The 25,261-nt window shown below is 65.2% G+C and carries 30 protein-coding genes and 1 other RNA gene; 18 read left to right on the top strand and 13 right to left on the bottom strand.

All coding sequences use genetic code 11. The annotated features are described in order from the left end of the window. Nucleotides 1-143 precede the first annotated feature (143 nt). Complete coding sequence (locus tag MXB90_RS11185; protein WP_250044685.1) at nucleotides 144-836, bottom strand: metal-dependent hydrolase; 693 nt, start codon at nucleotides 834-836, stop codon at nucleotides 144-146. Between the two features lie 140 nt (nucleotides 837-976). Between MXB90_RS11185 and gatC the strand changes: the two genes are divergently transcribed. The 9 genes from gatC (at nucleotide 977) to MXB90_RS11140 (ending at nucleotide 6,828) form a co-directional block, all read left to right on the top strand. Next, a complete protein-coding gene (gene gatC / locus MXB90_RS11180) occupies nucleotides 977-1,264 on the top strand; it encodes an Asp-tRNA(Asn)/Glu-tRNA(Gln) amidotransferase subunit GatC (protein ID WP_250044684.1) in 288 nt (95 codons plus the stop codon). Then, entirely contained in the window at nucleotides 1,261-2,739 is a 1,479-nt protein-coding gene (gene gatA, locus MXB90_RS11175) for an Asp-tRNA(Asn)/Glu-tRNA(Gln) amidotransferase subunit GatA (protein WP_250044682.1), read from the top strand. The genes gatC and gatA overlap by 4 nt, the downstream gene beginning before the upstream one ends. 30 nt (nucleotides 2,740-2,769) lie before the next feature. Further along, nucleotides 2,770-3,378, top strand: a complete 609-nt coding sequence (locus MXB90_RS11170) for a hypothetical protein (protein ID WP_250044680.1) — start codon at nucleotides 2,770-2,772, stop codon at nucleotides 3,376-3,378. Nucleotides 3,379-3,382: 4 nt separating this feature from the next. Beyond that, a complete protein-coding gene (locus tag MXB90_RS11165) occupies nucleotides 3,383-4,063 on the top strand; it encodes an N-acetylmuramoyl-L-alanine amidase (RefSeq protein WP_250044678.1) in 681 nt (226 codons plus the stop codon). A gap of 183 nt (nucleotides 4,064-4,246) precedes the next feature. Then, nucleotides 4,247-4,657, top strand: an RNA gene (gene rnpB / locus MXB90_RS11160) — RNase P RNA component class A. A gap of 93 nt (nucleotides 4,658-4,750) precedes the next feature. Then, nucleotides 4,751-5,137 carry a DUF302 domain-containing protein gene (locus MXB90_RS11155; RefSeq protein ID WP_250044676.1) on the top strand — a complete coding sequence of 129 codons (387 nt, stop codon included), beginning with the start codon at nucleotides 4,751-4,753 and terminating at the stop codon, nucleotides 5,135-5,137. A gap of 110 nt (nucleotides 5,138-5,247) precedes the next feature. Further along, nucleotides 5,248-5,958, top strand: coding sequence for a tellurite resistance TerB family protein (locus MXB90_RS11150; RefSeq protein WP_250044674.1), 711 nt, complete (start codon nucleotides 5,248-5,250; stop codon nucleotides 5,956-5,958). A 142-nt stretch (nucleotides 5,959-6,100) separates the two neighbouring features. Further along, nucleotides 6,101-6,268 (top strand): 50S ribosomal protein L33, encoded by a 168-nt coding sequence (gene rpmG / locus MXB90_RS11145; protein WP_011750518.1) that lies wholly within the window; start codon nucleotides 6,101-6,103, stop codon nucleotides 6,266-6,268. Between the two features lie 152 nt (nucleotides 6,269-6,420). Then, nucleotides 6,421-6,828 carry a c-type cytochrome gene (locus tag MXB90_RS11140; protein ID WP_250044671.1) on the top strand — a complete coding sequence of 136 codons (408 nt, stop codon included), beginning with the start codon at nucleotides 6,421-6,423 and terminating at the stop codon, nucleotides 6,826-6,828. Nucleotides 6,829-6,878: 50 nt separating this feature from the next. Here the strand turns inward: MXB90_RS11140 and parE are convergent, their stop codons facing one another. Then, nucleotides 6,879-8,834, bottom strand: a complete 1,956-nt coding sequence (parE, locus tag MXB90_RS11135) for a DNA topoisomerase IV subunit B (RefSeq protein ID WP_250044669.1) — start codon at nucleotides 8,832-8,834, stop codon at nucleotides 6,879-6,881. Between the two features lie 212 nt (nucleotides 8,835-9,046). Continuing rightward, entirely contained in the window at nucleotides 9,047-9,706 is a 660-nt protein-coding gene (locus MXB90_RS11130) for a glutathione S-transferase family protein (RefSeq protein WP_250044665.1), read from the bottom strand. A 179-nt stretch (nucleotides 9,707-9,885) separates the two neighbouring features. On the opposite strand from MXB90_RS11130, the gene ppk2 reads away from it, so the two are divergent. Both ppk2 and MXB90_RS11120 read left to right on the top strand, forming a co-directional pair. Beyond that, the gene (ppk2, locus tag MXB90_RS11125) at nucleotides 9,886-10,932 is read left to right on the top strand and encodes a polyphosphate kinase 2 (protein ID WP_250044663.1); all 1,047 of its coding nucleotides are present in this window, start codon (nucleotides 9,886-9,888) and stop codon (nucleotides 10,930-10,932) included. 92 nt (nucleotides 10,933-11,024) lie between these two features. Continuing rightward, nucleotides 11,025-12,392 (top strand): MATE family efflux transporter, encoded by a 1,368-nt coding sequence (locus MXB90_RS11120; RefSeq protein ID WP_250044661.1) that lies wholly within the window; start codon nucleotides 11,025-11,027, stop codon nucleotides 12,390-12,392. A 100-nt stretch (nucleotides 12,393-12,492) separates the two neighbouring features. Here the strand turns inward: MXB90_RS11120 and MXB90_RS11115 are convergent, their stop codons facing one another. Continuing rightward, the gene (locus MXB90_RS11115) at nucleotides 12,493-12,909 is read right to left on the bottom strand and encodes a hypothetical protein (RefSeq protein ID WP_250044659.1); all 417 of its coding nucleotides are present in this window, start codon (nucleotides 12,907-12,909) and stop codon (nucleotides 12,493-12,495) included. A gap of 17 nt (nucleotides 12,910-12,926) precedes the next feature. After that, a complete protein-coding gene (locus tag MXB90_RS11110; protein ID WP_250044656.1) occupies nucleotides 12,927-14,129 on the bottom strand; it encodes a pyridoxal phosphate-dependent aminotransferase in 1,203 nt (400 codons plus the stop codon). 79 nt (nucleotides 14,130-14,208) lie between these two features. On the opposite strand from MXB90_RS11110, the gene MXB90_RS11105 reads away from it, so the two are divergent. The 3 genes from MXB90_RS11105 to MXB90_RS11095 all read left to right on the top strand — a co-directional run bounded on the left by MXB90_RS11105 (nucleotide 14,209) and on the right by MXB90_RS11095 (nucleotide 15,472). Then, on the top strand, nucleotides 14,209-14,598 hold the full coding sequence (locus tag MXB90_RS11105; protein ID WP_250044654.1) for a helix-turn-helix domain-containing protein: 390 nt from the start codon (nucleotides 14,209-14,211) through the stop codon (nucleotides 14,596-14,598). 32 nt (nucleotides 14,599-14,630) lie between these two features. Beyond that, nucleotides 14,631-14,903: an FAD assembly factor SdhE gene (locus tag MXB90_RS11100; protein WP_250044691.1), complete on the top strand. Its 273-nt coding sequence runs from the start codon at nucleotides 14,631-14,633 to the stop codon at nucleotides 14,901-14,903. Nucleotides 14,904-14,974: 71 nt separating this feature from the next. Further along, a complete protein-coding gene (locus tag MXB90_RS11095) occupies nucleotides 14,975-15,472 on the top strand; it encodes a MarR family winged helix-turn-helix transcriptional regulator (RefSeq protein WP_462982283.1) in 498 nt (165 codons plus the stop codon). A gap of 60 nt (nucleotides 15,473-15,532) precedes the next feature. Here the strand turns inward: MXB90_RS11095 and MXB90_RS11090 are convergent, their stop codons facing one another. From MXB90_RS11090 to MXB90_RS11080, 3 genes are all read right to left on the bottom strand, one after another. Continuing rightward, a complete protein-coding gene (locus MXB90_RS11090) occupies nucleotides 15,533-15,961 on the bottom strand; it encodes a VOC family protein (RefSeq protein ID WP_250044650.1) in 429 nt (142 codons plus the stop codon). A gap of 61 nt (nucleotides 15,962-16,022) precedes the next feature. Continuing rightward, on the bottom strand, nucleotides 16,023-17,390 hold the full coding sequence (locus MXB90_RS11085) for a surface lipoprotein assembly modifier (RefSeq protein ID WP_250044648.1): 1,368 nt from the start codon (nucleotides 17,388-17,390) through the stop codon (nucleotides 16,023-16,025). Continuing rightward, nucleotides 17,390-18,430 carry a hypothetical protein gene (locus tag MXB90_RS11080; protein WP_250044647.1) on the bottom strand — a complete coding sequence of 347 codons (1,041 nt, stop codon included), beginning with the start codon at nucleotides 18,428-18,430 and terminating at the stop codon, nucleotides 17,390-17,392. Before MXB90_RS11080 ends, MXB90_RS11085 begins: the two co-directional genes overlap by 1 nt. A gap of 193 nt (nucleotides 18,431-18,623) precedes the next feature. On the opposite strand from MXB90_RS11080, the gene thyX reads away from it, so the two are divergent. Next, nucleotides 18,624-19,538 (top strand): FAD-dependent thymidylate synthase, encoded by a 915-nt coding sequence (gene thyX / locus MXB90_RS11075; protein ID WP_250044646.1) that lies wholly within the window; start codon nucleotides 18,624-18,626, stop codon nucleotides 19,536-19,538. Then, nucleotides 19,508-19,948, top strand: a complete 441-nt coding sequence (locus MXB90_RS11070; RefSeq protein WP_250044645.1) for a DUF1810 domain-containing protein — start codon at nucleotides 19,508-19,510, stop codon at nucleotides 19,946-19,948. Before thyX ends, MXB90_RS11070 begins: the two co-directional genes overlap by 31 nt. Here MXB90_RS11070 and MXB90_RS11065 read toward each other — a convergent pair. After that, a complete protein-coding gene (locus MXB90_RS11065; protein WP_250044644.1) occupies nucleotides 19,945-20,784 on the bottom strand; it encodes an alpha/beta fold hydrolase in 840 nt (279 codons plus the stop codon). The genes MXB90_RS11070 and MXB90_RS11065 overlap by 4 nt on opposite strands. Before the next feature lie 107 nt (nucleotides 20,785-20,891). On the opposite strand from MXB90_RS11065, the gene MXB90_RS11060 reads away from it, so the two are divergent. Then, nucleotides 20,892-21,527 carry a hypothetical protein gene (locus MXB90_RS11060; RefSeq protein ID WP_250044643.1) on the top strand — a complete coding sequence of 212 codons (636 nt, stop codon included), beginning with the start codon at nucleotides 20,892-20,894 and terminating at the stop codon, nucleotides 21,525-21,527. A 36-nt stretch (nucleotides 21,528-21,563) separates the two neighbouring features. Here MXB90_RS11060 and MXB90_RS11055 read toward each other — a convergent pair whose 3' ends face one another. The 4 genes from MXB90_RS11055 to fabA are packed head-to-tail and all read right to left on the bottom strand — an operon-like array spanning nucleotide 21,564 to nucleotide 24,626. Continuing rightward, the gene (locus tag MXB90_RS11055) at nucleotides 21,564-22,352 is read right to left on the bottom strand and encodes an enoyl-ACP reductase FabI (RefSeq protein WP_250044642.1); all 789 of its coding nucleotides are present in this window, start codon (nucleotides 22,350-22,352) and stop codon (nucleotides 21,564-21,566) included. 3 nt (nucleotides 22,353-22,355) lie between these two features. Beyond that, nucleotides 22,356-23,585 (bottom strand): beta-ketoacyl-ACP synthase I, encoded by a 1,230-nt coding sequence (fabB, locus tag MXB90_RS11050; RefSeq protein ID WP_250044639.1) that lies wholly within the window; start codon nucleotides 23,583-23,585, stop codon nucleotides 22,356-22,358. Further along, nucleotides 23,586-24,098, bottom strand: coding sequence for a YfbU family protein (locus tag MXB90_RS11045; RefSeq protein ID WP_250044637.1), 513 nt, complete (start codon nucleotides 24,096-24,098; stop codon nucleotides 23,586-23,588). It lies immediately after the preceding gene. A gap of 18 nt (nucleotides 24,099-24,116) precedes the next feature. Then, on the bottom strand, nucleotides 24,117-24,626 hold the full coding sequence (fabA, locus tag MXB90_RS11040; RefSeq protein ID WP_250044635.1) for a bifunctional 3-hydroxydecanoyl-ACP dehydratase/trans-2-decenoyl-ACP isomerase: 510 nt from the start codon (nucleotides 24,624-24,626) through the stop codon (nucleotides 24,117-24,119). A 153-nt stretch (nucleotides 24,627-24,779) separates the two neighbouring features. Here fabA and irrA point away from each other — a divergent pair, with 153 nt between their 5' ends. After that, the gene (irrA, locus tag MXB90_RS11035; RefSeq protein ID WP_250044633.1) at nucleotides 24,780-25,202 is read left to right on the top strand and encodes an iron response transcriptional regulator IrrA; all 423 of its coding nucleotides are present in this window, start codon (nucleotides 24,780-24,782) and stop codon (nucleotides 25,200-25,202) included. Nucleotides 25,203-25,261: the final 59 nt, after the last annotated feature.

Genomic DNA, 25,261 nt, shown 5'->3' with positions numbered 1-25,261 from the left:
CGACTGCCCGTGGCCCCCCCCCGCCCCCCGCGCCGCGCGCCCCCCCCCCCCCCCCCCCCCCCCCCCCCCGCGGGCGCAAACGGCAAGGCCGGGGGTTTTGCACCCCCGGACCCCCGCAGGATATTTGGGCAAAGCCGAAGGGGTCAGAGCTGGATCGGCTCCAAAACCTGCGGTTCGATCACCTGCACCCCGGGCAGCCCGGCCTTCAATGCCTCGGCCGATTGTTCCAGCAACGGGAAGGTGCGGTAGTGGCAGGGAATCACGGTCTTGAAGTTGAAATATTTCCGCGCTGCAAAGGCCGCGCGTTTCATGTCCATCGTGAAATGCCCGCCGGCGCACAGGATGCCGATGTCGGGTTTATGGTATTCGCCCATCCAGCCCATATCGGCCATGATATCGGTATCGCCCGATACATAGATCGTGTGGCCCTCGCCTGCGATCATGTATCCTGCCTCTGCCCCGGCATAGACCGGCCCCGTCGCCGATCCCATCGAGGAGGAGTGGCAGGCGTTGACCATCGTCACCTTCGCCCCGCCAAGATCGATCGTGCCGCCCTTGTTGAAGCCGATTCCCTCAATCCCCTCGGTGCCCTGCCAGTGGCTGATCAGGTCGTAGATGCCTGCAACGGGGATCTTTTTTTGCTTCGCGATGGCCAGCGCGTCGCCGGTGTGATCGCCATGCCCGTGGGTCACCAGGATGTGGGTCGCGCCCCCGGTCGCCTCGTCCCGGCGGTCGGCGGGAAAGACCGGGTTGCCGCTGATCCAGGGGTCTATCAGGATCACCGCGTCCTCGATTTCCAGTAGGAAGCCGGAATGGCCAAGCCAGGTCAGTTTCATGGGGTCCTCCGTTGCTGTTGGCCCCACAGTAGCGCCGATGGGGTGAAAGGGAAGGGGCGGGCGGCGGCTTGCAGGCGCGGCGCGCTTGAAAGCCTGCCCCTTGGGCGCTAAACCCGGCCCCGAGAACAGCGGAGAGCCCCATGTCCATCGACATCGACACCGCCCGCAAGGTGGCGCATCTGGCGCGCATTGCCGTGGCCGAAGAAGATCTGCCGGCGCTGGCCGGCGAATTGTCCGGCATCCTGACTTTCATGGAGCAGCTGAACGAAGTGAATGTCGACGGGGTCGAGCCGATGACCTCGGTCACGCCGATGCGTCTGAAACGGCGCGCCGATGTTGTGACCGATGGCGGCTATCCCGAAAAGATCCTGTCCAATGCGCCCGATGCCCGCGAGGGCTTCTTTGCCGTGCCGAAGGTGGTGGAATGAGCCTGAACCAGCTGACGATCTCCGATGCCCGTGATGCGTTGCGCAAGGGCGATGTGACCTCGGCCGAGATCACCGAGGCCTGCCTGACCGCGATTGACGGGGCGGGGGCGCTGAACGCCTATTGCCACCTGACGCCCGAGATCGCGCGCGACCAGGCCGCGGCGGCCGATGCGCGTATCCGCGCAGGCGATGCACCGGCGATGTGTGGCATCCCACTGGGGATCAAGGATCTGTTTTGCACCAAGGGCGTGCCCAGCCAGGCCGCCAGCCGCATCCTTGAAGGCTTCCGCCCGGAATACGAATCTACCGTGACGCAGAACCTGTGGGATGCGGGCGCGGTGATGCTGGGCAAGCTGTCCATGGACGAATTCGCCATGGGGTCGTCGAATGAAACCGCCTGCTATGGCCCGGTGGTGAACCCCTGGAAGGTCGATGACCGGCAGCTGACGCCAGGCGGATCGTCGGGCGGGTCGGCGGCGGCGGTGGCGGCAGATCTGTGCCTGGCCGCGACCGGCACGGATACCGGCGGGTCAATCCGCCAGCCGGCGGCCTTTACCGGCATCGTGGGCATCAAGCCGACCTATGGCCGCGTCAGCCGCTGGGGCGTGGTGGCCTTTGCCTCCAGCCTCGATCAGGCCGGGCCGATGACCAAGACGGTGCGCGACGCGGCGATCATGCTGGGCGCGATGTGCAGCCATGACCCCAAGGATTCGACCAGCGCCGACATCCCGGTGCCGGATTTCGAAGCGGCGCTGACCGGCGACATCCGCGGCAAGAAGATCGGCATCCCGCGCGAATACCGCATGGACGGCATGCCCGCCGAGATCGAGAAGCTTTGGTCCGATGGCGCGGCGATGCTGCGTGACGCGGGGGCGGAAATCGTCGACATCAGCCTGCCGCATACGAAATACGCGCTGCCCGCCTATTACGTGGTGGCCCCGGCCGAGGCATCTTCGAACCTCGCGCGCTATGACGGGGTGCGCTATGGCCACCGCGCGCGGCTGGGTCAGGGCGACGGCATCACCGAGATGTATGAAAAGACCCGCGCCGAAGGCTTCGGCAAAGAGGTCCAGCGCCGCGTGATGATCGGCACCTATGTGCTGTCGGCAGGCTTCTACGACGCCTATTACAACCGCGCCCGCAAGGTGCGCGCCTTGATCAAGCGCGACTTCGATCAGGCCTTCGCCGCCGGGATCGACGCGATCCTGACGCCCGCGACCCCGTCTTCGGCCTTTGGCCTGGGGGAAATGGCCAATGCCGATCCGGTGGCGATGTATCTGAACGATGTGTTCACCGTGACGGTGAACCTGGCGGGCCTGCCGGGCGTTGCGGTGCCGGCGGGGCTGGACAGCAAGGGCCTGCCGCTGGGGCTGCAGCTGATCGGTCGGCCGTGGCAAGAGGGCGACCTGCTGAACCACGCCTATGTGCTGGAAAAGGCGGTTGGATTTGCCGCGAAGCCCGCGAAGTGGTGGTGACGCGGGGCTGATCCCGGAAAGGGGGCAAGGATGCGTGCGGTTTTGCTGGTGATCCCGGCGCTGATGCTGATGGGCTGTGACGATCAGGGGCCGAACCTGTCCGCCGGGGTCGGTTTTGGCGATTATCAGACCTACCTGGCCGAGCGCGAGGCCGCCCTGCGCGGCACCGCCCCGGCGCCGGTCGCGCCAGCCTCGGCGCCCCCCGTTCCGAACGCCTCGGTCGCGGCGATCCAGTCCGCGCCGATATCCGTGGCGCCGATCGCGCCAGCCCCGGCCGACGGGGCGCCGCTGTCGGCGATCCCCGGCCTGACATCGACCACGGCCCCGGCGCCGGCCCCGATGTCGCCCCCTGTCGCGACATTGCCCGCCGCCACACCGCCTGCGACGGCCGCCGCCCCGAACCTTGCGGCCTATGCATTGCAGGCGCCGAACCGGCTGGGTCAGCCAGTCTGGCCGCGTGGGGGGCTGGCCCTGACCAATCACGACCGCGCCTGTGCGCGCTTTGTCTCATCCGATCAGGCGCAGATGGAATTTCTGCGCCGGGGCGGGCCGGAACGCGATCCGCGCAACCTGGACCCCGATGGCGACGGCTTTGCCTGCGCCTGGGACCCGACGCCGTTCCAGTCGGTGCGCAACTGATCCGATGGCGCTGCCCTCTCCGAATTTCGGTGACAGGCGTGGGGGCGGGCGGCCCGAGCTGATCGTGATCCATTACACCGCCATGCCAAGCTGCGCGGCGGCGCGGGACCGCTTGTGCGACCCCGCCGCCGAGGTTTCGGCGCATTGGCTGATTGCGGAAACCGGGGCGGTCGAACAACTGGTCGCCGAAGAGGCCCGGGCCTGGCACGCCGGTGCGGGCGAATGGGCGGGGCAGGGGGATGTCAATTCCCGCTCGATCGGCATTGAACTGGCCAATCCGGGCGATGCACCCTTTCCCGAACCGCAGATGGCCGCGCTGGAGCAGTTGCTGCGCGCGGTCATGGCCCGTTGGAACATTGCCGCCGAAGGCGTGATCGCCCATTCCGATCTGGCACCAGACCGCAAAACCGATCCCGGCCCGCGCTTTGACTGGCGCCGACTGGCGCTGCAGGGGCTGTCGGTCTGGCCCGAACCGCTTGACCCGGCCCCGCCGGCCGACCCAACGGCCTTCGCGGCCTTGGCACAGGCCTTCGGCTACCCGGCGGCTCCTTTGGATAATCTGCTGCAGGCCTTCCGTCTGCGCTTCCGGCCCCGCGCGACCGGGCCGCTGGCATCCGCGGACATGGCGCTGATCGCCGATCTTGCGGCCCGCTTCGGCCAGGACGGGGATTTCTGGCGCGGCTGAGACGGGCGCAGGGGGCGCTGCCCCCTCGGCGCTGACGCGCCTCACCCCCGGAGTATTTTCGGCCAAGAAGAAGGGCGCAGTTTCTTCTTGGCCGAAATACTCCGGGGAGGGCGGCGCAGCCGACCGGGGCGGAGCCCCCTGCGCCATTGACGCGGGCGTGACCACCGCCTATCTGGAATGGGCGCGGAGGGCTGGATGACCGCGCGGGTCCAAAGGTCTGTGGTTTGCCCCGGATACCTGGACGCGCGAGGAAAGTCCGGACTCCATGAAGTGACGGTGCCGGGTAACGCCCGGCGGGGGTAACCCCAGGGAAAGCGCCACAGAGAACGAGACCGCCCGTTCACGGACGGGCAAGGGTGAAACGGTGGGGTAAGAGCCCACCGCGGGACTGGCAACAGGACCGGCATGGCAAGCCCCACCGGGAGCAACGCCGAATAGGGACCGCGCGCCGCGCCGCAAGGCCGGCAGGGGAGCTTCGCCCCGAGCGGTCCGGGTTGGCGGCTAGATCCCGCAGGTAACTGCGGGGCCAGAGGAATGGTCATCCAGAGGGGGCGACCCCTTGGACAAAATCCGGCTTACAGGCCCTCCGCGCAAATTTCCCCCGATCACCCGTGCGTGATGGTGGCCCGGCTTGACGGCACTGGCCGCGCGGAGGACCATTGCGCGACGCAGCAAGGAGGATCGGGGATGGGCTACACGATGGATCGCCGCATCGAGGGCGCGGATGTTGATCAGGTCGAGGCGCGGGTGCGCAAGGCACTGGCCGATCAGGGTTTTGGGGTTCTGACCGAGATCGACGTTCAGGCGACGATGAAGGCAAAGCTGGGCCGGGACATGGCCCCCTACCGCATTCTGGGCGCCTGCAACCCCGGTCTTGCCTGGGATGCGATCGGGCAGGAACCGCGCGTGGGCACGATGTTGCCCTGTAACGTGATCCTGCGCGCGGTACCCGGCGGGGTTGAGGTCAGCGCGATTGATCCGGTCGCCTCGATGATGGCGGTCGAGAATGATGATCTGGTGGCGACGGCGCGCAAGGTGCGCGCGCTGCTGGCTGCGGCGGTGGCTGCGATCTGATCGGTTTGGAACCGCTGGCCCCTTGTTTGCATTGGGGGGCGCGAATCCTGTTGGCGATCGGGCGAACTGCCCGCACAATCGCAGCACGGAAACCATAGGGAGACACGACCATGAGTTTCGTCAAGACGCTGGCCACCCTGGCCGTTGGCTTTGCCGCCGCGCGCGGGGTGGATCGGTTCCGCAAGGGCGGTGGCATGGACGGCATGAAAGAAGCGCTGCGTGGGGCCGGCCAGCCCGGTGGCATGGCCGACCAGATGGGCGACATGGCCGAGCGGCTGGGCATGCCCGGCGGCAAGCAGGCGGTGCGCGACATGATGGCCCGCTTTGGCAGCCAGGCGGCGCAGGCGACCGACGCCACCGAGGCAGGGCTGGGTGCGCTGATGGGGGCGATGACGGGGGCCGCGAAAACCGGCGCCGCGGGTCTGGGTGACATGCTGTCGGCGGTCACCGGGGGCACGACTGCCAATGCGATGATGGAGGATAACGCCAAGCTGATGATCCGCGCCATGATCCAGGCGGCGAAATCGGATGGCGAAATCGATCCGGCCGAACGCGCCGCGATTCTGGATCATCTGGGCGATGCCACGGATGAGGAAATCGCCTTTGTCGCCGCCGAGCTTGACCGGCCCATCGACATTGCCGGTCTGGCCGCCTCGGTGGGCGAGGGCGCGAAAGCCCAGGTTTATTCCGCCGCGCTGATGGCGATCACCGCCGATACCGATGCCGAAAAGCAATACCTTGCCAATCTGGCCGCGGCGTTGGGCCTTGAGGCGGGGAAGGTGCTGGAAATCCACCGGACGATGGGAAAGCCCACCCACTGATACCGGCGCGGAAAAACGCCGGCTGCGGGCAGAAATTTATGCCCGCGGCGGGGTTTCGCGGTTGACTCTGACCCCGGTCCGTTTAAAAGGCGGGCTTCAAGGATTTCGCGGGCGGCCTCGCCCGACTCTAGGAGACTGAGAAATGGCGAAGCCGACGACGATCAAGATCCGTCTGAACTCGACGGCGGGCACCGGGCACTTCTACGTGACCAAGAAGAATGCCCGCACCATGACCGAAAAGATGACCGTGAACAAATACGATCCGGTCGTGCGTAAGCATGTCGAATACAAGGAAGGCAAGATCAAGTAAGATCTGCCGATCCGCCTGGGTCGCTGCCCGGGTCGTTTCAAGGGCCACGCTACGCGTGGCCTTTTCCTTTGCGCCCGGCCTTTCCCCTAGCGTGCGGCCAGTTGCGTCATCGGGGCGCGCAGCGTAGCCTTATACGAAAGATGGAGGTCCCCATGCGCGCAGCGATAATGTTCATTCCCCTGTTCGCCGGTCTTGTTGCCTGCATGCCGATGAAGGATGCGGTGTCCACACCGACGGGGGCAGATGACTATGCCGACATGTGCGCGACCTGCCACGGCCCCGCAGGCCGGGGCGATGGCGAGGTTGCCCGCGATCTGGGCGTCGCCGCGCCTGACCTGACGCAGCTGGCCGCGCTGAACGGTGGTGTCTTTCCCAAGGCCCAGGTCATGAGCCAGATCTACGGCTATGCCCGCGATGGCCATGGCGGCAGCGACATGCCCGCCTTTGGCGAGTTGCTGGAGGGGGAAACCGTGCTGGTCGATACCGGTGACGGCATCGCCACGCCCACGCCGCTGCGCCTGGTACAGCTGGCCGAATATCTTGAGGCCTTGGGGCGCTGAAACGGGGCCACTGAACGGGGGCGCCGGACCCGGGGGCTTGCCCCCCGGATCTAGACGTCCAGCTCTTCGACGAATTGCGCGTTTTCCTGGATATACTGGAAGCGCAGTTCCGGCTTCTTGCCCATCAGACGTTCCACCAGGTCGCCGGTTTCGCCGGGGATGTCGTCATGGATCGTCACCCGGATCAGCTTGCGGGTGGCGGGGTTCATCGTCGTGTCCTTCAGGTCCTTGGCGTCCATTTCGCCCAGACCCTTGAACCGCTGCACGTCGATCTTGCCCTTGCCGCCCAGGCCCTTCTGCAGCCACAGCTCTTTCTCGGCCTCATCGGCCACATAAAGCCGCTTGGCCCCCTGCGTCAGCCGGTAAAGCGGCGGGCAGGCCAGATAGAGGTGCCCCTTGTCGATCAGCGGCCGCATCTGGGTGAAGAAAAAGGTCATCAAAAGGCTGGCGATATGCGCGCCGTCCACATCGGCGTCGGTCATGATGATGACCTTGTCGTAACGCAGATCCTCGATGTTGAACTTGCTGCCCAAGCCCACGCCAAGCGCCTGGCACAGGTTGCTGATTTCCTGGTTCGCGCCCATCTTGCCCGAGGCCGCACCCAGCACGTTCAGGATCTTGCCGCGGATCGGCAGCAGGGCCTGGAAATTCCGCTCACGCGCCATCTTGGCGCTGCCCCCGGCCGAGTCGCCCTCGACGATGAACAGTTCCGTCCCCGCGCGGTTGGTGGCCGAACAATCGACCAGCTTGCCCGGCAGGCGCAGCTTTTTCGTCGCCGACTTGCGCTGGGTTTCCTTTTCCTGCCGCCGGCGCAGCCGTTCTTCGGCGCGCAACACCAGGAAATCCAGGATCGCCCCGGCCGATTTCGTATCCGCCGCCAGCCAGTTGTCGAAATGGTCGCGCACCGCGCCTTCGACCAGCCGCTGGGCTTCAACCGTGGCCAGACGGTCCTTGGTCTGGCCCACGAATTCCGGCTCGCGGATAAAGCACGAAACCAGCGCGCAGCCGCCGGTCAGCAGGTCGTCACGGGTGATCTGGTCGGCCTTGCGGTTCTTGACCAGCTCGCCATAGGCGCGGATGCCCTTCAGGATTGCCGCCCAGAACCCCGCCTCATGTGTGCCACCCTCGGGCGTGGGAACGGTATTGCAGTAGGACCCGATGAAGCCATCGCGTGACGGCGTCCAGTTGATCGCCCATTCCACGCTGCCCGGCACGCCGAACTTTTCCTGAAAGCCCACCTTGCCGGCAAAAGGCCGGTCGGCATAGGTCACCGCTTTGCCCAGGCTTTCGGTCAGATAGTCCGACAGCCCGCCGGGAAAGTGGAACACCGCCTCCAGCGGCGTTTCGCCATCGTCGATCGCGGATTTCCAGCGAATCTCGACGCCCGAGAACAGATAGGCCTTGGACCGCACCATCTTCAACAGCCGCGCGGGGCGGAAGCGATGGTGGCCAAAGATCTGTTCATCGGCATGGAAGGTGACGGTCGTCCCGCGCCGGTTCGGGGCCGCGCCGATCTTTTCCACCGGGCCCTGCGGGATTCCGCGCGAAAATCGCTGCTCGAACAGCTCCTTGTTGCGCGCCACCTGCACCACCATCAGATCCGACAGCGCATTGACGACCGAGGCGCCCACCCCGTGCAACCCGCCCGAGGTCTGGTAGGCATCGCCCGAGAACTTGCCCCCCGCGTGCAGGGTGCACAGGATCACCTCCAGCGCGGATTTGCCGGGGAATTTCGGGTGCGGGTCGATCGGGATGCCGCGGCCATTGTCGCGGATCGTCACCGAATAATCCGCCCCCAGTTCCACCTCGATGCGGCTGGCATGGCCCGCCACCGCCTCATCCATCGAGTTGTCGAGGATTTCCGCCACCATGTGATGCAGCGCGCGTTCATCCGTGCCGCCGATATACATACCTGGCCGCTTGCGCACCGGCTCCAGCCCCTCTAGCACCTCGATCGAAGAGGCGTCATAGGTTTCGGGCTGGGAAGACAGAAGGTCGTCGGCCATGCTGCTCGTCTTTCTCTTGGGGCTGGCCCAAGGGGATAGCGCATCCGGGGGATCGGGGGCAAGCCCGCGGCCTCATTCCGGCCCTGTTGCCCCGTGGCGACCGGGTCATGAGTATTTTTGCCAAGAAGAAGCCCGCGCCGCTTCTTCTTGGCCCCAATACTCCGGGGGAGGGCCGCAGGCCCGGGGGCAGAGCCCCCTGCGCGCGCCCGGGATCAGATCGCCTCGGCCTCGCGGGCGGCCCACATCTTGCGGAAGGCGGGGCGGGCCTGGCAATGGGCAAGCCAGCTTTTCACCCGGCTGAAGCGATCCATCAGCGGGCTGTGCGGTTGGCAGTAGCGCAGGATTTCGGCCATGTTGATGTCGGCCACGGTAAAGCGCCCGCCCACCATGTGGCTGTGGCAGGACAGATGTGTTTCCACCGCAGCCAGGGGCCGGGTCAGTTGGTCGGCAGCCGCCTGGATCACCGCCTGTCCCGCCGCGCTGGCCGCTTCGCCGCGCGCATGGGCATAGCTGATTTCCAGCGCATGGGATTCGATCCATGTCGCCCCGAACAGGGCCCATTGCACCATCTGCGCCTCTTCGCGCAGGTCCGTGGGGGCCAGCGGGCCGCCGTGCTTCCTGGCGATGTAGTGATTGATGGCCAGCGATTCCGACAGGATCAGGCCGTCATCTTCCATCACCGGGATTGCGCCGGCGGGCGAGAGTTTCAGAAACTCGGGGCTGAGCGTGTTGAGGGGCGCATCGGGGGCCGCGGGGTCGGCCAGCCGGTTGGCCTGGATTACGGGCTTGAGAGTGTAGGGCGCCTTCAGTTCTTCCAGAAGCCAGATGTTGCGCGTCGCGCGAGAGCGGTAGATGCCGTAGATGGTGATCATGGGTCCTCCTGCCTGTTGGGGCCAGACTGTCGCGCGTTGTGCGGATTGAAAAGCCCCGTGGCCTGTTACCCGCCTGTTGCTGCGCAAGGCGGCCTGTTGCGCGGCAGATTTGACACGCATCAAGGCGCGCTGCGCCAAAATGTCCTATCGGGGGCGCGTGAATGTGTGGAGCGGTGCGTATGAGCGATCAGCTTGTCGAAACGATCGTCGAAGAGACGATGACTGAAAATGTGGTGTCCGCCCTGGCGAAACCGCCCGAGGATGCGGCGCCGGTTGTGGCAGACGTGATCGCTGATGCGCCCGAGGGGGAGGGCCCCAAGACCTTTCCGCGCATTGATCCCAATGCGATCCGGCTGGCGTTCGAATCGGGGCGCTATCCCTATCCGCGCCGCATGGGCCGCGCGACCTATGAGGCCGAGAAGGCCATGCTGCAGGCGGAACTGCTGAAGGTCCAGCTTTGGGCGCAGGAGACCAAGCAGAAATTCGTCATCCTGTTCGAGGGCCGCGATGCTGCCGGCAAGGGCGGCACGATCAAGCGTTTCACCGAACATCTCAACCCGCGGTTTGCGCGCGTGGTGGCGCTGAACAAACCCACCGAGGAAGAGCGCGGCCAGTGGTATTTCCAGCGCTACATCAACCACCTGCCGACGGGTGGGGAAATGGTGTTCTATGATCGCAGCTGGTACAACCGCGCCGGTGTGGAACGGGTGATGGGCTTTTGCACGCCGACCGAATATCTGGAATTCATGCGTCAGACCCCGGAACTGGAACGCATGCTGGTGCGTTCGGGGATCCGGCTTTACAAATACTGGTTCTCAGTCACGCGCGATGAGCAGCGGACGCGCTTCAAGGCGCGCGAGACCGATCCGCTGAAGCGCTGGAAGCTGTCGCCCATCGATCTGGCAAGCCTGGGCAAATGGGACGACTATACCGAGGCGAAAGAGGCGATGTTCTTCTATACCGACACCGCCGATGCGCCCTGGACCATCGTGAAGTCGAACGACAAGAAACGCGCGCGGCTGAACTGCATGCGCCACTTCCTGTCTACGCTGGATTATCCGGACAAGGACCTTGCGGTCGTCAGCCCCCCCGATCCGCTGATCGTGGGCAATGCAAGCCACGTCGTTCACCGGTCTGATCACATTCTGGGCCTGTCGCTGCATCCCCAACAGCGCCGCCCGCGCGCGGCGGAGGGGGCCGCCCCGGTGCCGCAACAGGCGCCGTGATCGCGGCGGGGCCCGGGTGCTGTGGTTGCCGCAGCGTCAGGGCCCCGGACGGGTGGCTGGACGGCGCCGGGGCGGGGCTGTAGCGTCCGGCCATGACGCATCCTGACCGCCTGTCCCCCGGCGCCCATCTGCGCGCGACGCTGACGCTTGGCCTGCCGTTGATCGGCTCGCATCTGGCGCAGATGCTGCTGCATGTCACCGATACGGTGATGCTGGGCTGGTATGGCGTCGAGGAACTGGCCGCCGGGGTGCTGGGGGCATCCAGCTTTTTCATCGTCTTCATCCTGGGATCGGGTTTCGGAATCGCGGTGATGGGGATGGTCGCTGCGGCGCTGGGCGCGGGCGATCACACCCAGGTGCGGCGCGATGCGCGCATGGGGCTTTGGCTGTCGATCCTGTATGGGGTGGCGATCCTGCCGCTGATGTGGTGGTCGGGGCCGATCCTTCTGGCGCTGGGCCAGCAGCCCGAGATTGCGGCACTGGCGCAAAACTATCTGCGGGTGGCCGGCTGGGGCATGGTGCCGGCGCTTCTGGTGATGGTGCTGAAAAGCTATCTGGCCGCGAATGAGCGCACGCAGGTGGTGCTGTGGGTCACGTTGGCGGGGGTTGCGGTCAATGCCGCACTGAACTGGGTGCTGATCTTTGGCAATCTGGGTGCGCCGGAATTGGGCGTGCGGGGGGCGGCGGCGGCCTCGGTCGCGGTGCAGGTGCTGGCGTTTGTGGCGCTGGCGGGCTATGCGGCCTGGCTGCCCGAGCTGCGCGGCTTTGCGCTGTTCCAGCGGTTCTGGCGGCCCGATTGGCCCGCCTTCCGGCAGGTGTTCCGGCTGGGTCTGCCGGTGGGATTGACCGGGCTGGCCGAGGGCGGGTTGTTTCAGGCCTCGGCGCTGATGATGGGCTGGATCGGCACGCGCGAACTGGCCGCGCATGGCATTGCGGTGGAACTGTCGGGCCTGACCTTCATGGTGCATCTGGGCCTGTCCAATGCGGTGACCGTGCGGGTCGGGCGCGCGCAGGGGGCGGGCGATGTGCAGCGGATGCGTGATGCTGCCGGCGTGGGCATTGCCCTGTCGCTGGCAATCGCCTGCGCGATGGTCGCGCTGTTCCTGACCTTGCCCGAGCTGTTGATTGGCGCGTTTCTGGACCCGGGCAACCCGGACCGGGCGGTGATCGTGGGCTTTGGTGCGGGGCTGTTGGCGGTGGCCGCGCTGTTTCAGCTGTTCGATGCGGCGCAGGTGATGGCGCTGGGCCTGCTGCGCGGGGTGCAGGATACGCGGGTGCCGATGTGGATTGCCGGGTTCAGCTATTGGGCGGTGGGCGTGCCGGCAAGCTATGTGCTGGCCTTTCCGCTGGGGTTCGGCGGTGAGGGGCTGTGGTTCGGGCTGGTGATCGGCCTGGCGCTGGCAAGCCTTTTGCTGATGGCGCGGTTCTGGCGCGGGCCCTGGATCCGTATCGCGGCCTGAGTTTGCCCGTCAGGATGCACACGGACGGGCGGGGCAGTGGGCGCTGCCCCCTCTTGGCTGCGCCAATTCACCCCCGGGATATTTGGACAAAGCCGAAGGATCAATCGGCGGCGCTGGCGGGGGCTTTCAGCAGCCGTTCGGATTTCTTGCGCACCAGCACCGTGCGCAGATCGTGCATCGCCAGCAGCAGCGAATCGGTCACCGCGTCCAGCTGGGCGTCCGTCGCGCGGGTCTGGGCCCAATGCGCGGTCAGGTTCAGATGGTCGATTGCGCGGTGGATGTCGTCGATGTCGCGCGCCGCCAGTGTTTGACTGCGCGCGGCGATCCAGTCGCGGATGACCTGCAGGTCACGATCCGACAGGCTGCGGTCGCCCTGGGGTTTGATCTCGCCGTTGCGGATGTTGACGACGGCGATCTGATCCATCTCGATCCGCCGCTGACGGTTTTCCGTATCGACCCGGAAAACCGCCGCGCCATTTTCGCGGATGCGGAAGTAATACTCTGGCAGATCGCCCATCGCTCGCCCCTTCGTGGCTATTTCAGCCCTTCGCAGAACCGCTTGATGCGGGCGCAGGCCTCGGCCAGGACCGCGTCGGAGGTGGCATAGCTGATGCGGAAGTTGGGCGACAGGCCGAAGGCCGAGCCGAACACCACCGCAACGCCCACCTCTTCCAGAAGGGCGGTGGCGAAGGTTTCATCATCGGTGATCGTCGTGCCCGCGGCCGAGGTCTTGCCGATCAGGTCGCGGATCGAGGGGTAGACGTAGAAGGCGCCCTCGGGCGTGGGGCAAGTGATGCCGGGGCAGTCGTTCAGCGCGCTGACCACCAGATCGCGGCGTCGTTCAAAGGCCACGCGGCTGTCGCGGATGTAATCCTGCGGGCCGTTCAGCGCCTCGACCGCGGCATATTGGCTGATCGAGCAGGGGTTTGACGTGGATTGCGACTGCACCTTGCCGATCGCCTTGATCAGATGTTCGGGGCCGCCGGCATAGCCGATGCGCCAGCCGGTCATCGCATAGGCCTTGGACACGCCGTTGCAGGTCAGCGTGCGATCATAAAGCCCCGGTTCGACCTGTGCGGGGGTGGCGAATTTGAAATCGCCGAAGACAAGGTGTTCATACATGTCATCCGACATCACCCAGACATGGGGGTGACGCATCAGCACATCGGTCAGTTCCTTCAGTTCCGCCGCCGAATAGCCCGCGCCCGAGGGGTTTGAGGGCGAGTTGAAGATGAACCACTTGGTTTTCGGCGTGATCGCGGCCTCAAGCTGTGCGCCGGTGATCTTGTAGCCGATTTCCATCGGCCCCTCGACAAAGACCGGGGTGCCACCCGCGAGCAGTACCATGTCGGGGTAGCTGACCCAGTAGGGGGCGGGAATGATCACCTCATCCCCGGGGTTCAGGGTGGCGACCAGCGCGTTATACAGCACTTGTTTGCCACCCGTGCCCACGGTGATCTGGGCGGGGGTATAGTCCAGCCCGTTTTCGCGCTTGAACTTGGCGCAGATGGCCTTCTTCAGTTCCGGGATGCCGTCGACGGCGGTGTATTTCGTCTTGCCCGCGTTGATCGCGGTGATCGCGGCGGCGCGGATGTTTTCGGGCGTGTCGAAATCGGGTTCGCCCGCGCCCAGGCCGATCACGTCGCGCCCGGCCTCTTGCAGTTCCCGCGCCTTGTTGGTGACGGCGATGGTGGGCGACGGTTTCACGCGCGCCAGGGTGTCGGAAAGGAAGGCCATGGGAAGCTCCGGTTTGTATCTGCCGGATGCATGTCTTAGGGTGCGGGGCGGAACCGATCAAGCACGAACAGGGGGCGCCATGGCCGATACCACCGGTACAAGCGACTGGTACGGGGCGCAGATCGCCACCTTCGGGGACAGGCTGGCCGACGCGCGCGAGGCCGCAGGCCTGAGCCAGCGAGCGCTGGCCACGCGGCTGGGGGTGCGGCTTGAAACGCTGCAGCGATGGGAGGATGATGCCGCCGATCCGCGCGCCAACCGGCTGCAGATGCTGGCGGGGATGCTGGGCGTGTCGCTGATGTGGTTGCTGACCGGCGAGGGAGAGGGGCTTGACGGCCCGCCCGAGAGCCGGGCAGAAGCGGGGGGTGATCGGGACACCCTGCGCGAGATCCGCGCGATCCGCGACGTGCTGCACGATCTGGACGCGCGTCTGGGCCGGCTGGAACGCAGGCTGGGGCAGGGGCAATGATGCAAGGCGATGTGCCGCAGGGGGACGGGGCGATGGTCGAGACGCAGGAAGCACGGCTGAAGCGGATGAAGATGCGCAGCTGGCGGCGCGGCACGAAGGAAATGGACCTGATTCTGGGGCCCTATGCCGATGCGTCCCTGGCCACGATGGACCCCGTGCGCCTGGACCTTTTCGATGCGCTTCTGGAAGAGAATGACCAGGATCTGTATCCTTGGGTGTCGGGCACGCAGGCCTGTCCCGCGCGCTATCTGGAGCTGTTGACCGAGATTGCCGCCTTTGCCCGCGCCCGCCACGCCGGCGGCTAAGATCGCTTAACCGAAATTTCGGGTTTCTGGTCCAGTGTCGCATTCGGGCAGCGAGACCGGCGGAGACACGAATGACTTTGCATACCCCTTTGACACAGGCATCCAGCACCGGTCTGATGGCCGGCTACCTGGAAAGCCTCGCCTTGGTAGAGCGGCTGCACCGCTTGCTTCTGGATGTCATCAAGGATGAATTTGAACGGCTTGGGATTTTGGACATCAACGCGGTTCAGGCGCTGTTGCTGTTCAATGTCGGCGATCATGAGGTGACGGCCGGCGAATTGCGCACACGCGGGTATTATCAGGGCTCGAACGTGTCCTATAATCTCAAGAAACTGGTCGAAACCGGCTATATGCACCACCAGCGCTGTGAAATTGACCGAAGGTCCGTCCGGGTGCGGCTGACGCCCAAGGGGCGGGGCTTGCGCGATGCGGTGGCGGCGCTGTTCGAACGCCACGCAAACGGCATGGAGACCCGTGGCGTGATCGGGCCGGATGCGATCGATTCGGTCAATCACACCCTGCGCCGGATGGAACGGTATTGGAGCGATCAGATCCGCTATATCTATTGATCGCCCGTCCCGCGCATCAATCTGCCGCCGCAGTGCGCGCGGGTTGCCCCCGGCGACCCGTCACCAATGGCCGGTGTTTTCCATGCTGGCCCAGGGCTCTGCCGGCGGCAGCGCGCTGCCCATCTGCAACAACTCGACCGAGATGTTGTCGGGGCTGCGCACGAAAGCCATGCGCCCGTCGCGCGGGGGGCGGTTGATGGTCACGCCATTGTCCATCAGATGCTTGCACATGTCGTAGATATTCTCGACCTCATAGGCGAGATGGCCGAAGTGGCGGCTGTCACTGGGCAGGCCGGTATCGCCGTCCCAATTCCACGTCAGTTCAACCGGGCAGTCGGGCTGACCGGGGGGGGCCATGAACACCAGCGTAAAGCGCCCGCCCTCATTTTCATAGCGGCGCGTTTCCTCAAGGCCCAGAAGGCGATAGAAGGCCATCGATTTTTCCAGGTCGAGCACGCGGACCATGGTATGCAGATACTTCAGTTTCATCGCGATCTCCTTGGGGTGCCGGGCATTACCCTAGCGCAGCAATGGGGCTTGTCCAACCGCTTCAGAAGGCGGATCGCAAGTTGAACCCGACCCCGATATCGCGGCTGTCATAAAGCGAGATGTTCGAATTCGTGCGCGCGGCCTGCAATGAAACCTCGGGGGCAAAGCCCATATAGTCGAGATCGGGCAAGAAGGCGGTTACGCCAAGGCGCAGCTTCAGATCCTCGCGTCCCGCGGGATCAAAGGCCGAGCGGTCATAATCGCGCGTTTCCAGCCCTAGGTTCAGCCCGATCCGGGCGCCGGCCAGCGGCTTGGCCAGGGTGTAATCGGCGTCGACCCCGTAGGCGGTATGGTCCACGTCACTGGCCTGGGACCGTACGCGCGCGGCGCGCAGGCCAAAGCTTAGCGCGCCGCCCGGAACCGAGCGGGCATAGCGCGTTTCGAGCGACTGGATCGTGGCGGACCGATCGGCCCTGTCCTGCCGCCACTGCCGTTCCAGCCCCATGCCAACGCGCAGACGCTGCCGATCCGGCAGCGCGATCGCCTTGCCCAGATCAAGGCGCGCATAATTCGACAGGGCATCGCCCCCGTAGATGTTATGGCCCAGCGTCGCCCGCATGTCCCAGGGTGCGCGCCAGTCCGACGGTTGCGCTTCGTGGCCGACGTAAAGTTCAGCCGCGGCAAAGGCGTAATCATCGGCATCCGCATCAGGGGCCTTGCGGCGCGCCTCCGATGACAGGCTGTAGACGCGGCCCGACAGGTTTACCCCCAGCCGTGTTTCATGGCGCGGGCCGGTGCTGATCCGCCGTTCCACCCCCAGCGACAGGCGCGTCTCGATGCCCGACAGCGCCTGGGCCTCGGGCGACAGGGTGAAGGGGATGGGCTGGCCGAACAGCGTCAGCCACAGCGTATCCGATGAGGATCCGCCGTTGATGTTCGACGACGGCACAATGCCAAAACCGAAATTCACGCGCAGCGGATTGCGCGCGCGCACATAGCGGAAATCGCGCAGCGCAAGGGCCCGGGCGTGTTCGTCAGGGGCGTCTTGTGCGGCGCGGCGCAGCCAGAGTTGCGACACCGTGCGCCGCCCGTCCGAAGCTTCGGCCTGCGCGCGCGCCAAGGCTGCCGCGTAGCGCTGGGGTCTTGTTTCGGCCAGGCGCCAGGCCCGCTGCGCGGCGGCGCGGGCAAGATCCAGCTGCCCAAGATCGCGGGCGGCTTGCGACTGGATCAGAAGCGCTTGCCAGTCGTTCGGATCACGCGCCAGCAGGGCATCTGCGATCTGCAGGGCCACCTCGGGCCGCTTCGCCTGCAGCGCGGCCTGCCCGGTGGCGCGCATCGACGCCGGCGAAAGCTGCACGGACTCGGCGGCGACCGGCCGGGAAAGACCCAGCGCAAGGATCAAGGCAAGGACAAAAAGCCGGCCCATCATCAGGGCCGGGTCAGGATGAACCCGCCGGTTTCGCGCACGGTGACGTCCTTGTAGCGCGGGTCATCGCCTGCAACAACGACGATGCCGACCACTTCGTTGCCGCCATCGATGTCGGTGCCCGACAAGAGCGCGTAATATTTGCCGGTATCAAGCGTTTCCAGCGCGCCATCGCCGTTCAGCACACTGCTTGCGATCGAGCCGGTGATCTCGCCGTTGCGGTCGATGCTGCCGGGGCCGACGTCGATGACAAGGTCGGGTAGCGCACTGATCGCCGGGTTGTCGTAGGTGGATTGCAGGCCCGCGATCACATCGCTGGTGATGTCATTGCCGTTCACGTCAAAGATACTGCGGTTGAACACACGGCCTTTGACGGCATCGCCATCATTGAAATCCTCGAAATCGATATCCAGGAAGGCCTGGCCTGCGACATATTCGATGCCGGTGCGATTGTTGAAATCACGCAGCCCGCGATACGCACCGCTGTATGTTGCCTGTCCGGTGGTGGGCAGGGGCAGTCGCACGCCGCCTTCGCGGCTGTAGATGAAGCCGCCGAAGCCGAAATCGCGATAGGAGCCGGTACGGACGATGGCGAATTCGACGAACTCGGTATCATCGGCATCGCTCGCCGATGATCCAACGATGGCGCGGTGCAGGAACTGATCGATTTCCACGCCGGTCACGCTGTCCAGCGCGGTGGTCGGGGCTTCATAGACGCGGAACGGGCTTGCCGCAAAGGCGCCAAGTGCGCTGTCGGCAATGCGTGTGTAGGTGTTGGCCCCATCAAACGCCAGGTTATCGACGCTGAACGTATCGCTGGCCGCGTCATAGGTGAAATCCTGCGCATAGCCGCTGCCCGTTGCCTCGTCGAAGGCCTCATAGCGCGTGATATCGCTGGTCGAGGTCGGGTTTTCCGTGCCGGGGGGCAGGTCTGGAGTTTCTTCTTCCGGCGGGGGCGGGGGATTGGCCCCTTCGACCACTGCCGGGCCATCGCAGGCTGCCAGGGCAAGAAGCGCGGCGAAGGGCAGAATGAATCTCGACATTTTTGTTACTTTCGTTGAACCAGCCTCTACGAAAGGGTGAATAAACTCTCAAAAGAAGTCAATTTTTTAACGGTTGCTTGCGCCTCGTCGCGGCTTGGGTGGGGCCGTCGCGCCACAGCCCCATCATGTCGCGGTTCCTTGGGGCGCCCGTGCCAGATATAGTCACACCGATTCTATGACCCCGGAGGACCAGATGCCCCTTACCCCCGACCAGCAAGCCGAGATCGCCGAGGCCCGCGCCACGACCCGCGAAACCCTGCGCGCGACCGCGCCGGGGATGGAGGCGCATCTGTATACCGCCCATGAGGTGCTGGACCACGGTCTGATCCGGGTGATCGACTACATGGGCGATGATGCGGCGATCTGCCAGGCGGCGCGCGTCAGCTATGGCCGCGGCACCAAGGCGGTGTCGGATGATCGCGGGCTGATCCGCTATCTGATGCGGCACTGGCACTCGACCCCGTTCGAGATGTGCGAGGTCAAGTTCCACGTCAAGCTGCCGGTCTTTGTGGCGCGCCAGTGGATCCGCCATCGCACCGCCAATGTGAACGAATATTCCGCGCGCTATTCGATCCTGGACCGCGAATTCTATATTCCCGCGCCCGAACAGCTGGCCGCGCAGTCCACGGTCAACAACCAGGGCCGCGGCGCGGTGCTGGAAGGGGCCGAGGCGCAGCGCGTGCTGGACATCCTGCGCCAGGATGCGATGCGCGCCTATGATCATTATGAGGATATGCTGACCCCCGACCCCGAGGCCGGCAAGCAGGGCCTTGCGCGCGAACTGGCGCGGATGAACCTGCCTGCCAACGTCTATACCCAGTGGTATTGGAAGACCGACCTGCACAACCTGTTCCACTTTCTGCGGCTGCGGGCGGATCACCACGCGCAATACGAAATCCGGGTTTATGCCCAGACGATGTGCGACATCGTCAAGGACTGGGTGCCCCATGCCTATGCGGCGTTCGAGGATTACCGCCTGGGCGGGGTGAACCTGTCGGGCCGCGCGGTCGAGGTGCTGAAACGTCGGCTGGCCGGTGAGGCGGTGACCCAGGAAAGCAGCGGTATGAGCAAGGGCGAGTGGCGCGAATTCGTCGAGGTCTGGGGGTGAACCTGGACCGCTTCCATGCGGCGCAAGGCCCGGTCCATGCCTCGGCGCTGGCCGAATTGCGGGGCGGGCGCAAGCTGACGCATTGGATGTGGTTCATCTTTCCCCAGCTGGCGGTGCTGGGCCGTTCGGACCGCGCGCGGTTCTACGGCATCGCCGATCTGGCCGAGGCGCGGGCCTATCTGGCCGATCCGGTTCTTGGCGCGCGGCTTCGCGATTGCGCGCGCGCCGTGCTGGATCATGCCGACCTGACGGCAGAAGACATCCTTGGCCCGGTCGATGCGATGAAGCTGCGATCCTGCGCGACCCTGTTTGAGGCGGCAGGCGGGGGGCCGGACTTCGTCGCGCTGCTGGACACCTTTTACGGTGGTGAGCGCTGCCCGCTGACGCGGGCAGCCTTGGGCCTGGCCTAGCGCAGGCCGCAGGCGGATAGCCAGTCGCGGATCAGCGCCAGCGATTCCGGTTCGTCCAGGAAGGGGATATGGGCGCGGCCCGGCACCTCGGCGAACAGCATGTCGGGGCGGCGGGCGCGCATGTCGGCCACCGTTTCGGGCAGCAGCAGGTCGGAATTCGCCCCGCGCAACAACGCCAGCGGCAGGCCCGCGCAGGCGTCGAACAGCGGCCACAGGTCCATATCGGGGCCCGACAGCGCGGCCAGGAACCCCTCGCGCAGGGCCTTGTCATAGTTGACGCGCAGGCCTTCGGGCGTTTCGGTGTAATGGCGGCCCACCTCTTCGGCCCAGCGGCTGGCGGGTACGCCGTCAAATCCGGGCATCAACGAGGGCAGCTTGGCCGCGAATTCCGCCTTGGTTCGGGCCGAGGGGTCGCGGCCCACATAATCCTTGATCTTTTCCAGCCCGCCGCGCGCCAGCACCGGGCCCACGTCGTTCAGGCACAGGCCCAGCATCCGGTCCTTTTTCGTCGCCGCCAGGAACATGCCTATCATGCCCCCGCGCGAGGTGCCCAGGATCGCGGCCTTTTCGATGCCCAGATGATCCAGCAGCGCCACCGCATCGCCCGCCTCTTTCGGGACCGAATAGGTCTCGACCCCGGTGTGGTCTGACGCGCCGCGGCCGCGGTAATCGGGCCGGATCAGCCGCACGCCGGCGGGCAGGTGCGGGGCCAGATAGTCAAAATCGCGCCCCGTCCGCGTCAGCCCCGGCAGCGCCAGAAGCGGCAGGCCCGCGCCTTCGTCGCGATAGGCCAGACGCGCCCCGTCTTTCGCGGTAAAGTATTGAATCCCGGTCATGTCACCCCCTGTTTTCGCGGCATGTTTGCACGGATCGCACGGGGGCGAAAGCCCCACTGGCCGGCGCGCGCATTCCTGATCATACTGCCCCCAGCAGGGAGAGCGCGATGAACGACACGCTGGAGAAATTGCAGCAACGTCTGGCCGAGTTGCAGGACCAGATCGAGGCCGAGATTGCCGAACGCCGCGCGCAGTGGCGCTATCGGATGGAGAACCGCCGCATCGTCTTTGAAGAAGGCGTGCGTGAGGCGCATCGCGCGGCACGGGTCAAGCTGTGGGCGTTCCTGCGCCAGACGCGGCCGCTGGTGGTGCTGACCGCGCCGTTCATCTATGCGCTGATCCTGCCGCTTGTGCTGCTGGATCTGTTCGTGACGGCCTATCAGGCAATCTGCTTTCCGGTCTATGGCATCGCCAAGGTCAGGCGGTCCGATCACATCGCCATTGATCGCCAGCATCTGGCCTATCTGAACGGATTGCAAAAGCTGAACTGTATCTATTGCGGCTATGCCAACGGGCTGATTTCCTATGTCCGTGACATTGCGGGGCGCACGGAACAATACTGGTGCCCGATCAAGCATGCGCGCAACCTGCACGGGATGCACGGCAATTATCCGGCCTTTGTCGATTATGGCGATGCCGAGGGGTTCACCAAACGCCTGACCCCGCTGCGCCATGCCCTGCGCGAGCCGCCCAAGCCCCGCAGAACCGGAAAGCCGCCCCCGCCCCCGCATGACGGCGGCTGAGCCTTTCGCGAAAAGGGGGGCCGAAGGCCCCCGGTGTCAGATATTGTCGGCCTGCGGCAGGCCCAGAACGTGATAGCCGCTGTCGACCATGATGATCTCGCCGGTGGTGCAGGCGGCCAGGTCGGACAGCAGGTAGACCGCCGTGCCGCCGATCGATTCCAGCGTGGCGTTGTGGCGCAGCGGCGCGTTCGCCTCGGTGTGGCGGAAGGTCTTGCGCGCGCCGCCGATGGCCGCGCCCGCCAGCGTCTTCATTGGCCCGGGGCTGATCGCATTGACGCGGATGCCGTCGGGGCCAAGGTCATTGGCCAGATAGCGCACCGCGCTTTCCAGCGCGGCCTTGGCCACGCCCATGACGTTGTAATAGGGCGTCACCCGGTTCGACCCGGCATAGGTCATCGTGACCAGGCTGCCGCCGTTCGGCATCATTTCGGAGGCGCGGCGCGCCACGTCGATGAAGCTGAAGCACGAGATGTTCAGCGAATTGGTGAAATTCGCGCGGCTGGTATTGATGATCCGGCCGGTCAGTTCATTCTTGTCGGAATAGGCGATGGCGTGGACCAGAAAGTCCATCGTGCCCCATTCCGCCTTCAGCGTGTCAAAGGCCGCATCAAGGCTTGCGTCGTCTGTCACATCAACATCGACTAGAAGGTTCGACCCGACCGAGGCGGCCAGCGGTTCGACCCGCTTGCCGAAGGCTTCTCCCTGATAGGAAAAGGCAAGCTCTGCCCCTTCGGCCGCCAGCGCCGCGGCGATGCCCCAGGCGATCGAGCGGTCATTCGCCACGCCCATGACAAGCCCGCGCTTGCCCTTCATCAGATCGGCCATGGCTTACCCCTGGAACTTGCTCATCACGAGCGTCGCATTGGTGCCGCCAAAGCCGAAGCTGTTGGACAGGACCGAGTCGAACTCGACCCCTTCGCGCAGGGTGGTGGCGATTTCCTCGGGGCGGATCGCGGGGTCAAGCTGCGTCACGTTGGCCGAGGCTGCGATGAACCCGCCCTGCATCATCAGCAGCGAATAGATCGCCTCATGCACGCCGGTGGCGCCCAGGCTGTGGCCGGTCAGCGACTTGGTGGACGCGATCGGCGGCACGTTGCCTTCACCAAAGACGCGGCGCACGGCCTCGACCTCGGTCACGTCGCCTGCGGGGGTCGAGGTGCCGTGGGCGTTGATATAACTGATCTTGCGGCCCTCCGGCAGGGTCGACAGCGCCAGCCGCATCGACCGCTCGCCACCCTCGCCCGAGGGCGCGACCATGTCATAGCCGTCCGAGGTCGCGCCATAGCCGGTCAGTTCGGCATAGATCTTGGCGCCGCGGGCCTGGGCATGTTCCAATTCCTCAAGCACGACCACGCCGCCGCCGCCCGCGATGACAAAGCCGTCGCGGGTCGCGTCGAAGGCGCGGCTGGCCGTGGTCGGCGCGTCGTTGTATTTCGACGACATCGCGCCCATCGCATCGAACAGGCACGACAGGGTCCAGTCCAGTTCCTCGCCGCCGCCGGCAAAGATCACGTCCTGCTTGCCCATCTGGATCAGTTCGGCCGCGTTGCCGATGCAATGCGCGCTGGTCGAACAGGCCGAGGTGATCGAATAGTTCACGCCCTTGATCTTGAACGGCGTCGCCAGGCAGGCCGAGTTGGTCGAGGACATGCAGCGCGTGACCATGAACGGCCCCATCCGCTTGGGGCTGCCCTTTTCCAGCGTGATCCGATGCGCCTCGAAGAAGTTCGAGGTGGACGGCCCGCCGGACCCCATGATCAGCCCGGTGCGCGGGTTGGAGATGTCGGCATCTTCCAGCCCGGAATCGGCGATCGCCTGTTCCATCGCCAGGAAGTTATAGGCCGCGCCCGGACCCATGAAGCGCAGGTTGCGCTTGTCGATGTGATCTTCCAGCACGATCTGCGGCATGCCGTGGACCTGGCTGCGAAAGCCCCGTTCGGCATATTCGGGGGCAAAGACAATGCCGGACTTGCCGGCGCGCAGGCTGGCCGAGACTTCTTCGGCATTGTTGCCGATGGGCGAGATGATCCCCAGCCCGGTGATGACGACGCGACGCATCTATTTTCCTCTCCAGCGGTCTAGCACTTGGTCAATCTCGTCTTTGTTTAGCGTGCGGTAGGTGGCACCTTGGATGGCTTTCAGGATCGGCTCGTATACAGCTAGCATGCGGCGATATCGGTCGATCGAAACTATAGAGTGGGAGTTGTTCGTTGCGCCCTTCACTCCGTCAAATCGATCGAGCTTCTCTACGAGAACACGGGCCACACCTGCGTGCTTGTCATTATTGAAGTCGAAACCCTCGAAAGTAGTATCGACCTCGCGATGACCAGACTGCTCTGCACTAGTCTGAAGATGACGAAACATCTCAAATATACGCACCGTTTCATCAACGACTTCATCGAGAACGTGCGGCTCTTTTGAGAGCCAGTCGTATTCCCAGTGCAAGGCCCACTCGTTGCCGGAGGTGACAAGCTCTCCGACCAATTTTGCATCGACGAAATAGTCTTTCCCGAGAGCACGATCTGCTCCGAGCGCGATCGTGAGCCGTTCGAAGTTATTAAAAGTGCTCATATTAAACTCCTCTGGAAATTAGCTGGCGGACAGCGCGACCTTCATGTCCTTGACCTGATAGATGACCTCGCCATCGGCCTCGACGATGCCGTCGGCCACGCCCATGGTCAGCCGGCGGGTTTGCACGGCCTTGGTGAAATCGACCTTGTAGGTCAGCATCTTGCGGTCGGGGCGGACCATGCCGGTCAGCTTGACCTCGCCCACGCCCAAGGCATAGCCGCGGCCTTCCCAGCCGCGCCAGCCCAGGTTGAAGCCCGTCAGCTGCCACAGCCCGTCCAGGCCCAGGCAGCCCGGCATGATCGGGTTGCCGGGGAAATGGCAGGAAAAGAACCACAGGTCGGGGTTGATGTCGAATTCGGCCACCACATGGCCCTTGCCGTGCAGCCCGCCATCGGCCGAAATGTCGGTGATGCGGTCCATCATCAGCATCGGCGGTTCCGGCAGCTGGGCATTGCCGGGTCCGAACAGCTCGCCCCGCGCGCATTTCAGAAGATCGTCACGGTCGAAACGTGTCGGATAGAGTGCCATCGGCCCACCCCTTATCAATCAGTTTCCATCCCTCTAGCACCCGCCCGGCGCGGCGCGCAAGGCCCGCCCCGCGCCACAATGGGCGCTTGCGGCCCTTTGGGCATTGAATTCTTCGGCTTTCCGCGCATATATGGACCCTGAGGAGACTGTATCGTGACCCAGAAAACCCAAGCAACCGATCGGGGCCAGAAGTGGCTGGCAGGCGCGGGGCTGCGGCCCACGCGGCAGCGGCTGTCGCTGGCCACTTTGCTGGTCGGCGACGGGATGGATCGCCACGTCACCGCCGAAGGGCTTTATGCCGCGGCGCGCGATGCGGGCGAGGCCGTTTCACTGGCCACCGTCTACAACACGCTGCGCGCCTTTTGCGACGCGGGTTTGATGCATGAAATTACCGTCGATGGCACGCGGTCCTATTTCGACACGCGGATGGACGACCACCCCCATTTCTTCTGGGAAGACACGTCCGAAATCACCGACGCCCCGCCCGAGGAACTGGAAATTGCCCGCGTTCCCGCCGCCCCCGCCGGGGCCGAAATCACGCGCGTCGATGTTGTGATCCGGGTCCGCAAGATCTGATCCGATACATTCGGGCCGAAACAGAAACGCGCGCCACGGGCGCGCGTTTTGGCATTGGG

The sequence above is a fragment of the Phaeovulum molybdatiresistens genome, assembly GCF_023544865.1.
GTDB lineage: Bacteria > Pseudomonadota > Alphaproteobacteria > Rhodobacterales > Rhodobacteraceae > Pontitalea.
Note: the sequence above shows the minus strand (reverse complement) of the source record. Positions and strands in the feature narration are given on the sequence as shown.

Coding starts and splice junctions, on each gene's coding strand:
- MXB90_RS11185 (WP_250044685.1), bottom strand. CDS start 836: ATGAAACTGACCTGGCTTGGCCATTCCGGCTTCCTACTGGAAATCGAG.
- gatC (WP_250044684.1), top strand. CDS start 977: ATGTCCATCGACATCGACACCGCCCGCAAGGTGGCGCATCTGGCGCGC.
- gatA (WP_250044682.1), top strand. CDS start 1,261: ATGAGCCTGAACCAGCTGACGATCTCCGATGCCCGTGATGCGTTGCGC.
- MXB90_RS11170 (WP_250044680.1), top strand. CDS start 2,770: ATGCGTGCGGTTTTGCTGGTGATCCCGGCGCTGATGCTGATGGGCTGT.
- MXB90_RS11165 (WP_250044678.1), top strand. CDS start 3,383: ATGGCGCTGCCCTCTCCGAATTTCGGTGACAGGCGTGGGGGCGGGCGG.
- MXB90_RS11155 (WP_250044676.1), top strand. CDS start 4,751: ATGGGCTACACGATGGATCGCCGCATCGAGGGCGCGGATGTTGATCAG.
- MXB90_RS11150 (WP_250044674.1), top strand. CDS start 5,248: ATGAGTTTCGTCAAGACGCTGGCCACCCTGGCCGTTGGCTTTGCCGCC.
- rpmG (WP_011750518.1), top strand. CDS start 6,101: ATGGCGAAGCCGACGACGATCAAGATCCGTCTGAACTCGACGGCGGGC.
- MXB90_RS11140 (WP_250044671.1), top strand. CDS start 6,421: ATGCGCGCAGCGATAATGTTCATTCCCCTGTTCGCCGGTCTTGTTGCC.
- parE (WP_250044669.1), bottom strand. CDS start 8,834: ATGGCCGACGACCTTCTGTCTTCCCAGCCCGAAACCTATGACGCCTCT.
- MXB90_RS11130 (WP_250044665.1), bottom strand. CDS start 9,706: ATGATCACCATCTACGGCATCTACCGCTCTCGCGCGACGCGCAACATC.
- ppk2 (WP_250044663.1), top strand. CDS start 9,886: ATGAGCGATCAGCTTGTCGAAACGATCGTCGAAGAGACGATGACTGAA.
- MXB90_RS11120 (WP_250044661.1), top strand. CDS start 11,025: ATGACGCATCCTGACCGCCTGTCCCCCGGCGCCCATCTGCGCGCGACG.
- MXB90_RS11115 (WP_250044659.1), bottom strand. CDS start 12,909: ATGGGCGATCTGCCAGAGTATTACTTCCGCATCCGCGAAAATGGCGCG.
- MXB90_RS11110 (WP_250044656.1), bottom strand. CDS start 14,129: ATGGCCTTCCTTTCCGACACCCTGGCGCGCGTGAAACCGTCGCCCACC.
- MXB90_RS11105 (WP_250044654.1), top strand. CDS start 14,209: ATGGCCGATACCACCGGTACAAGCGACTGGTACGGGGCGCAGATCGCC.
- MXB90_RS11100 (WP_250044691.1), top strand. CDS start 14,631: ATGGTCGAGACGCAGGAAGCACGGCTGAAGCGGATGAAGATGCGCAGC.
- MXB90_RS11095 (WP_462982283.1), top strand. CDS start 14,975: ATGACTTTGCATACCCCTTTGACACAGGCATCCAGCACCGGTCTGATG.
- MXB90_RS11090 (WP_250044650.1), bottom strand. CDS start 15,961: ATGAAACTGAAGTATCTGCATACCATGGTCCGCGTGCTCGACCTGGAA.
- MXB90_RS11085 (WP_250044648.1), bottom strand. CDS start 17,390: ATGATGGGCCGGCTTTTTGTCCTTGCCTTGATCCTTGCGCTGGGTCTT.
- MXB90_RS11080 (WP_250044647.1), bottom strand. CDS start 18,430: ATGTCGAGATTCATTCTGCCCTTCGCCGCGCTTCTTGCCCTGGCAGCC.
- thyX (WP_250044646.1), top strand. CDS start 18,624: ATGCCCCTTACCCCCGACCAGCAAGCCGAGATCGCCGAGGCCCGCGCC.
- MXB90_RS11065 (WP_250044644.1), bottom strand. CDS start 20,784: ATGACCGGGATTCAATACTTTACCGCGAAAGACGGGGCGCGTCTGGCC.
- MXB90_RS11060 (WP_250044643.1), top strand. CDS start 20,892: ATGAACGACACGCTGGAGAAATTGCAGCAACGTCTGGCCGAGTTGCAG.
- MXB90_RS11055 (WP_250044642.1), bottom strand. CDS start 22,352: ATGGCCGATCTGATGAAGGGCAAGCGCGGGCTTGTCATGGGCGTGGCG.
- fabB (WP_250044639.1), bottom strand. CDS start 23,585: ATGCGTCGCGTCGTCATCACCGGGCTGGGGATCATCTCGCCCATCGGC.
- MXB90_RS11045 (WP_250044637.1), bottom strand. CDS start 24,098: ATGAGCACTTTTAATAACTTCGAACGGCTCACGATCGCGCTCGGAGCA.
- fabA (WP_250044635.1), bottom strand. CDS start 24,626: ATGGCACTCTATCCGACACGTTTCGACCGTGACGATCTTCTGAAATGC.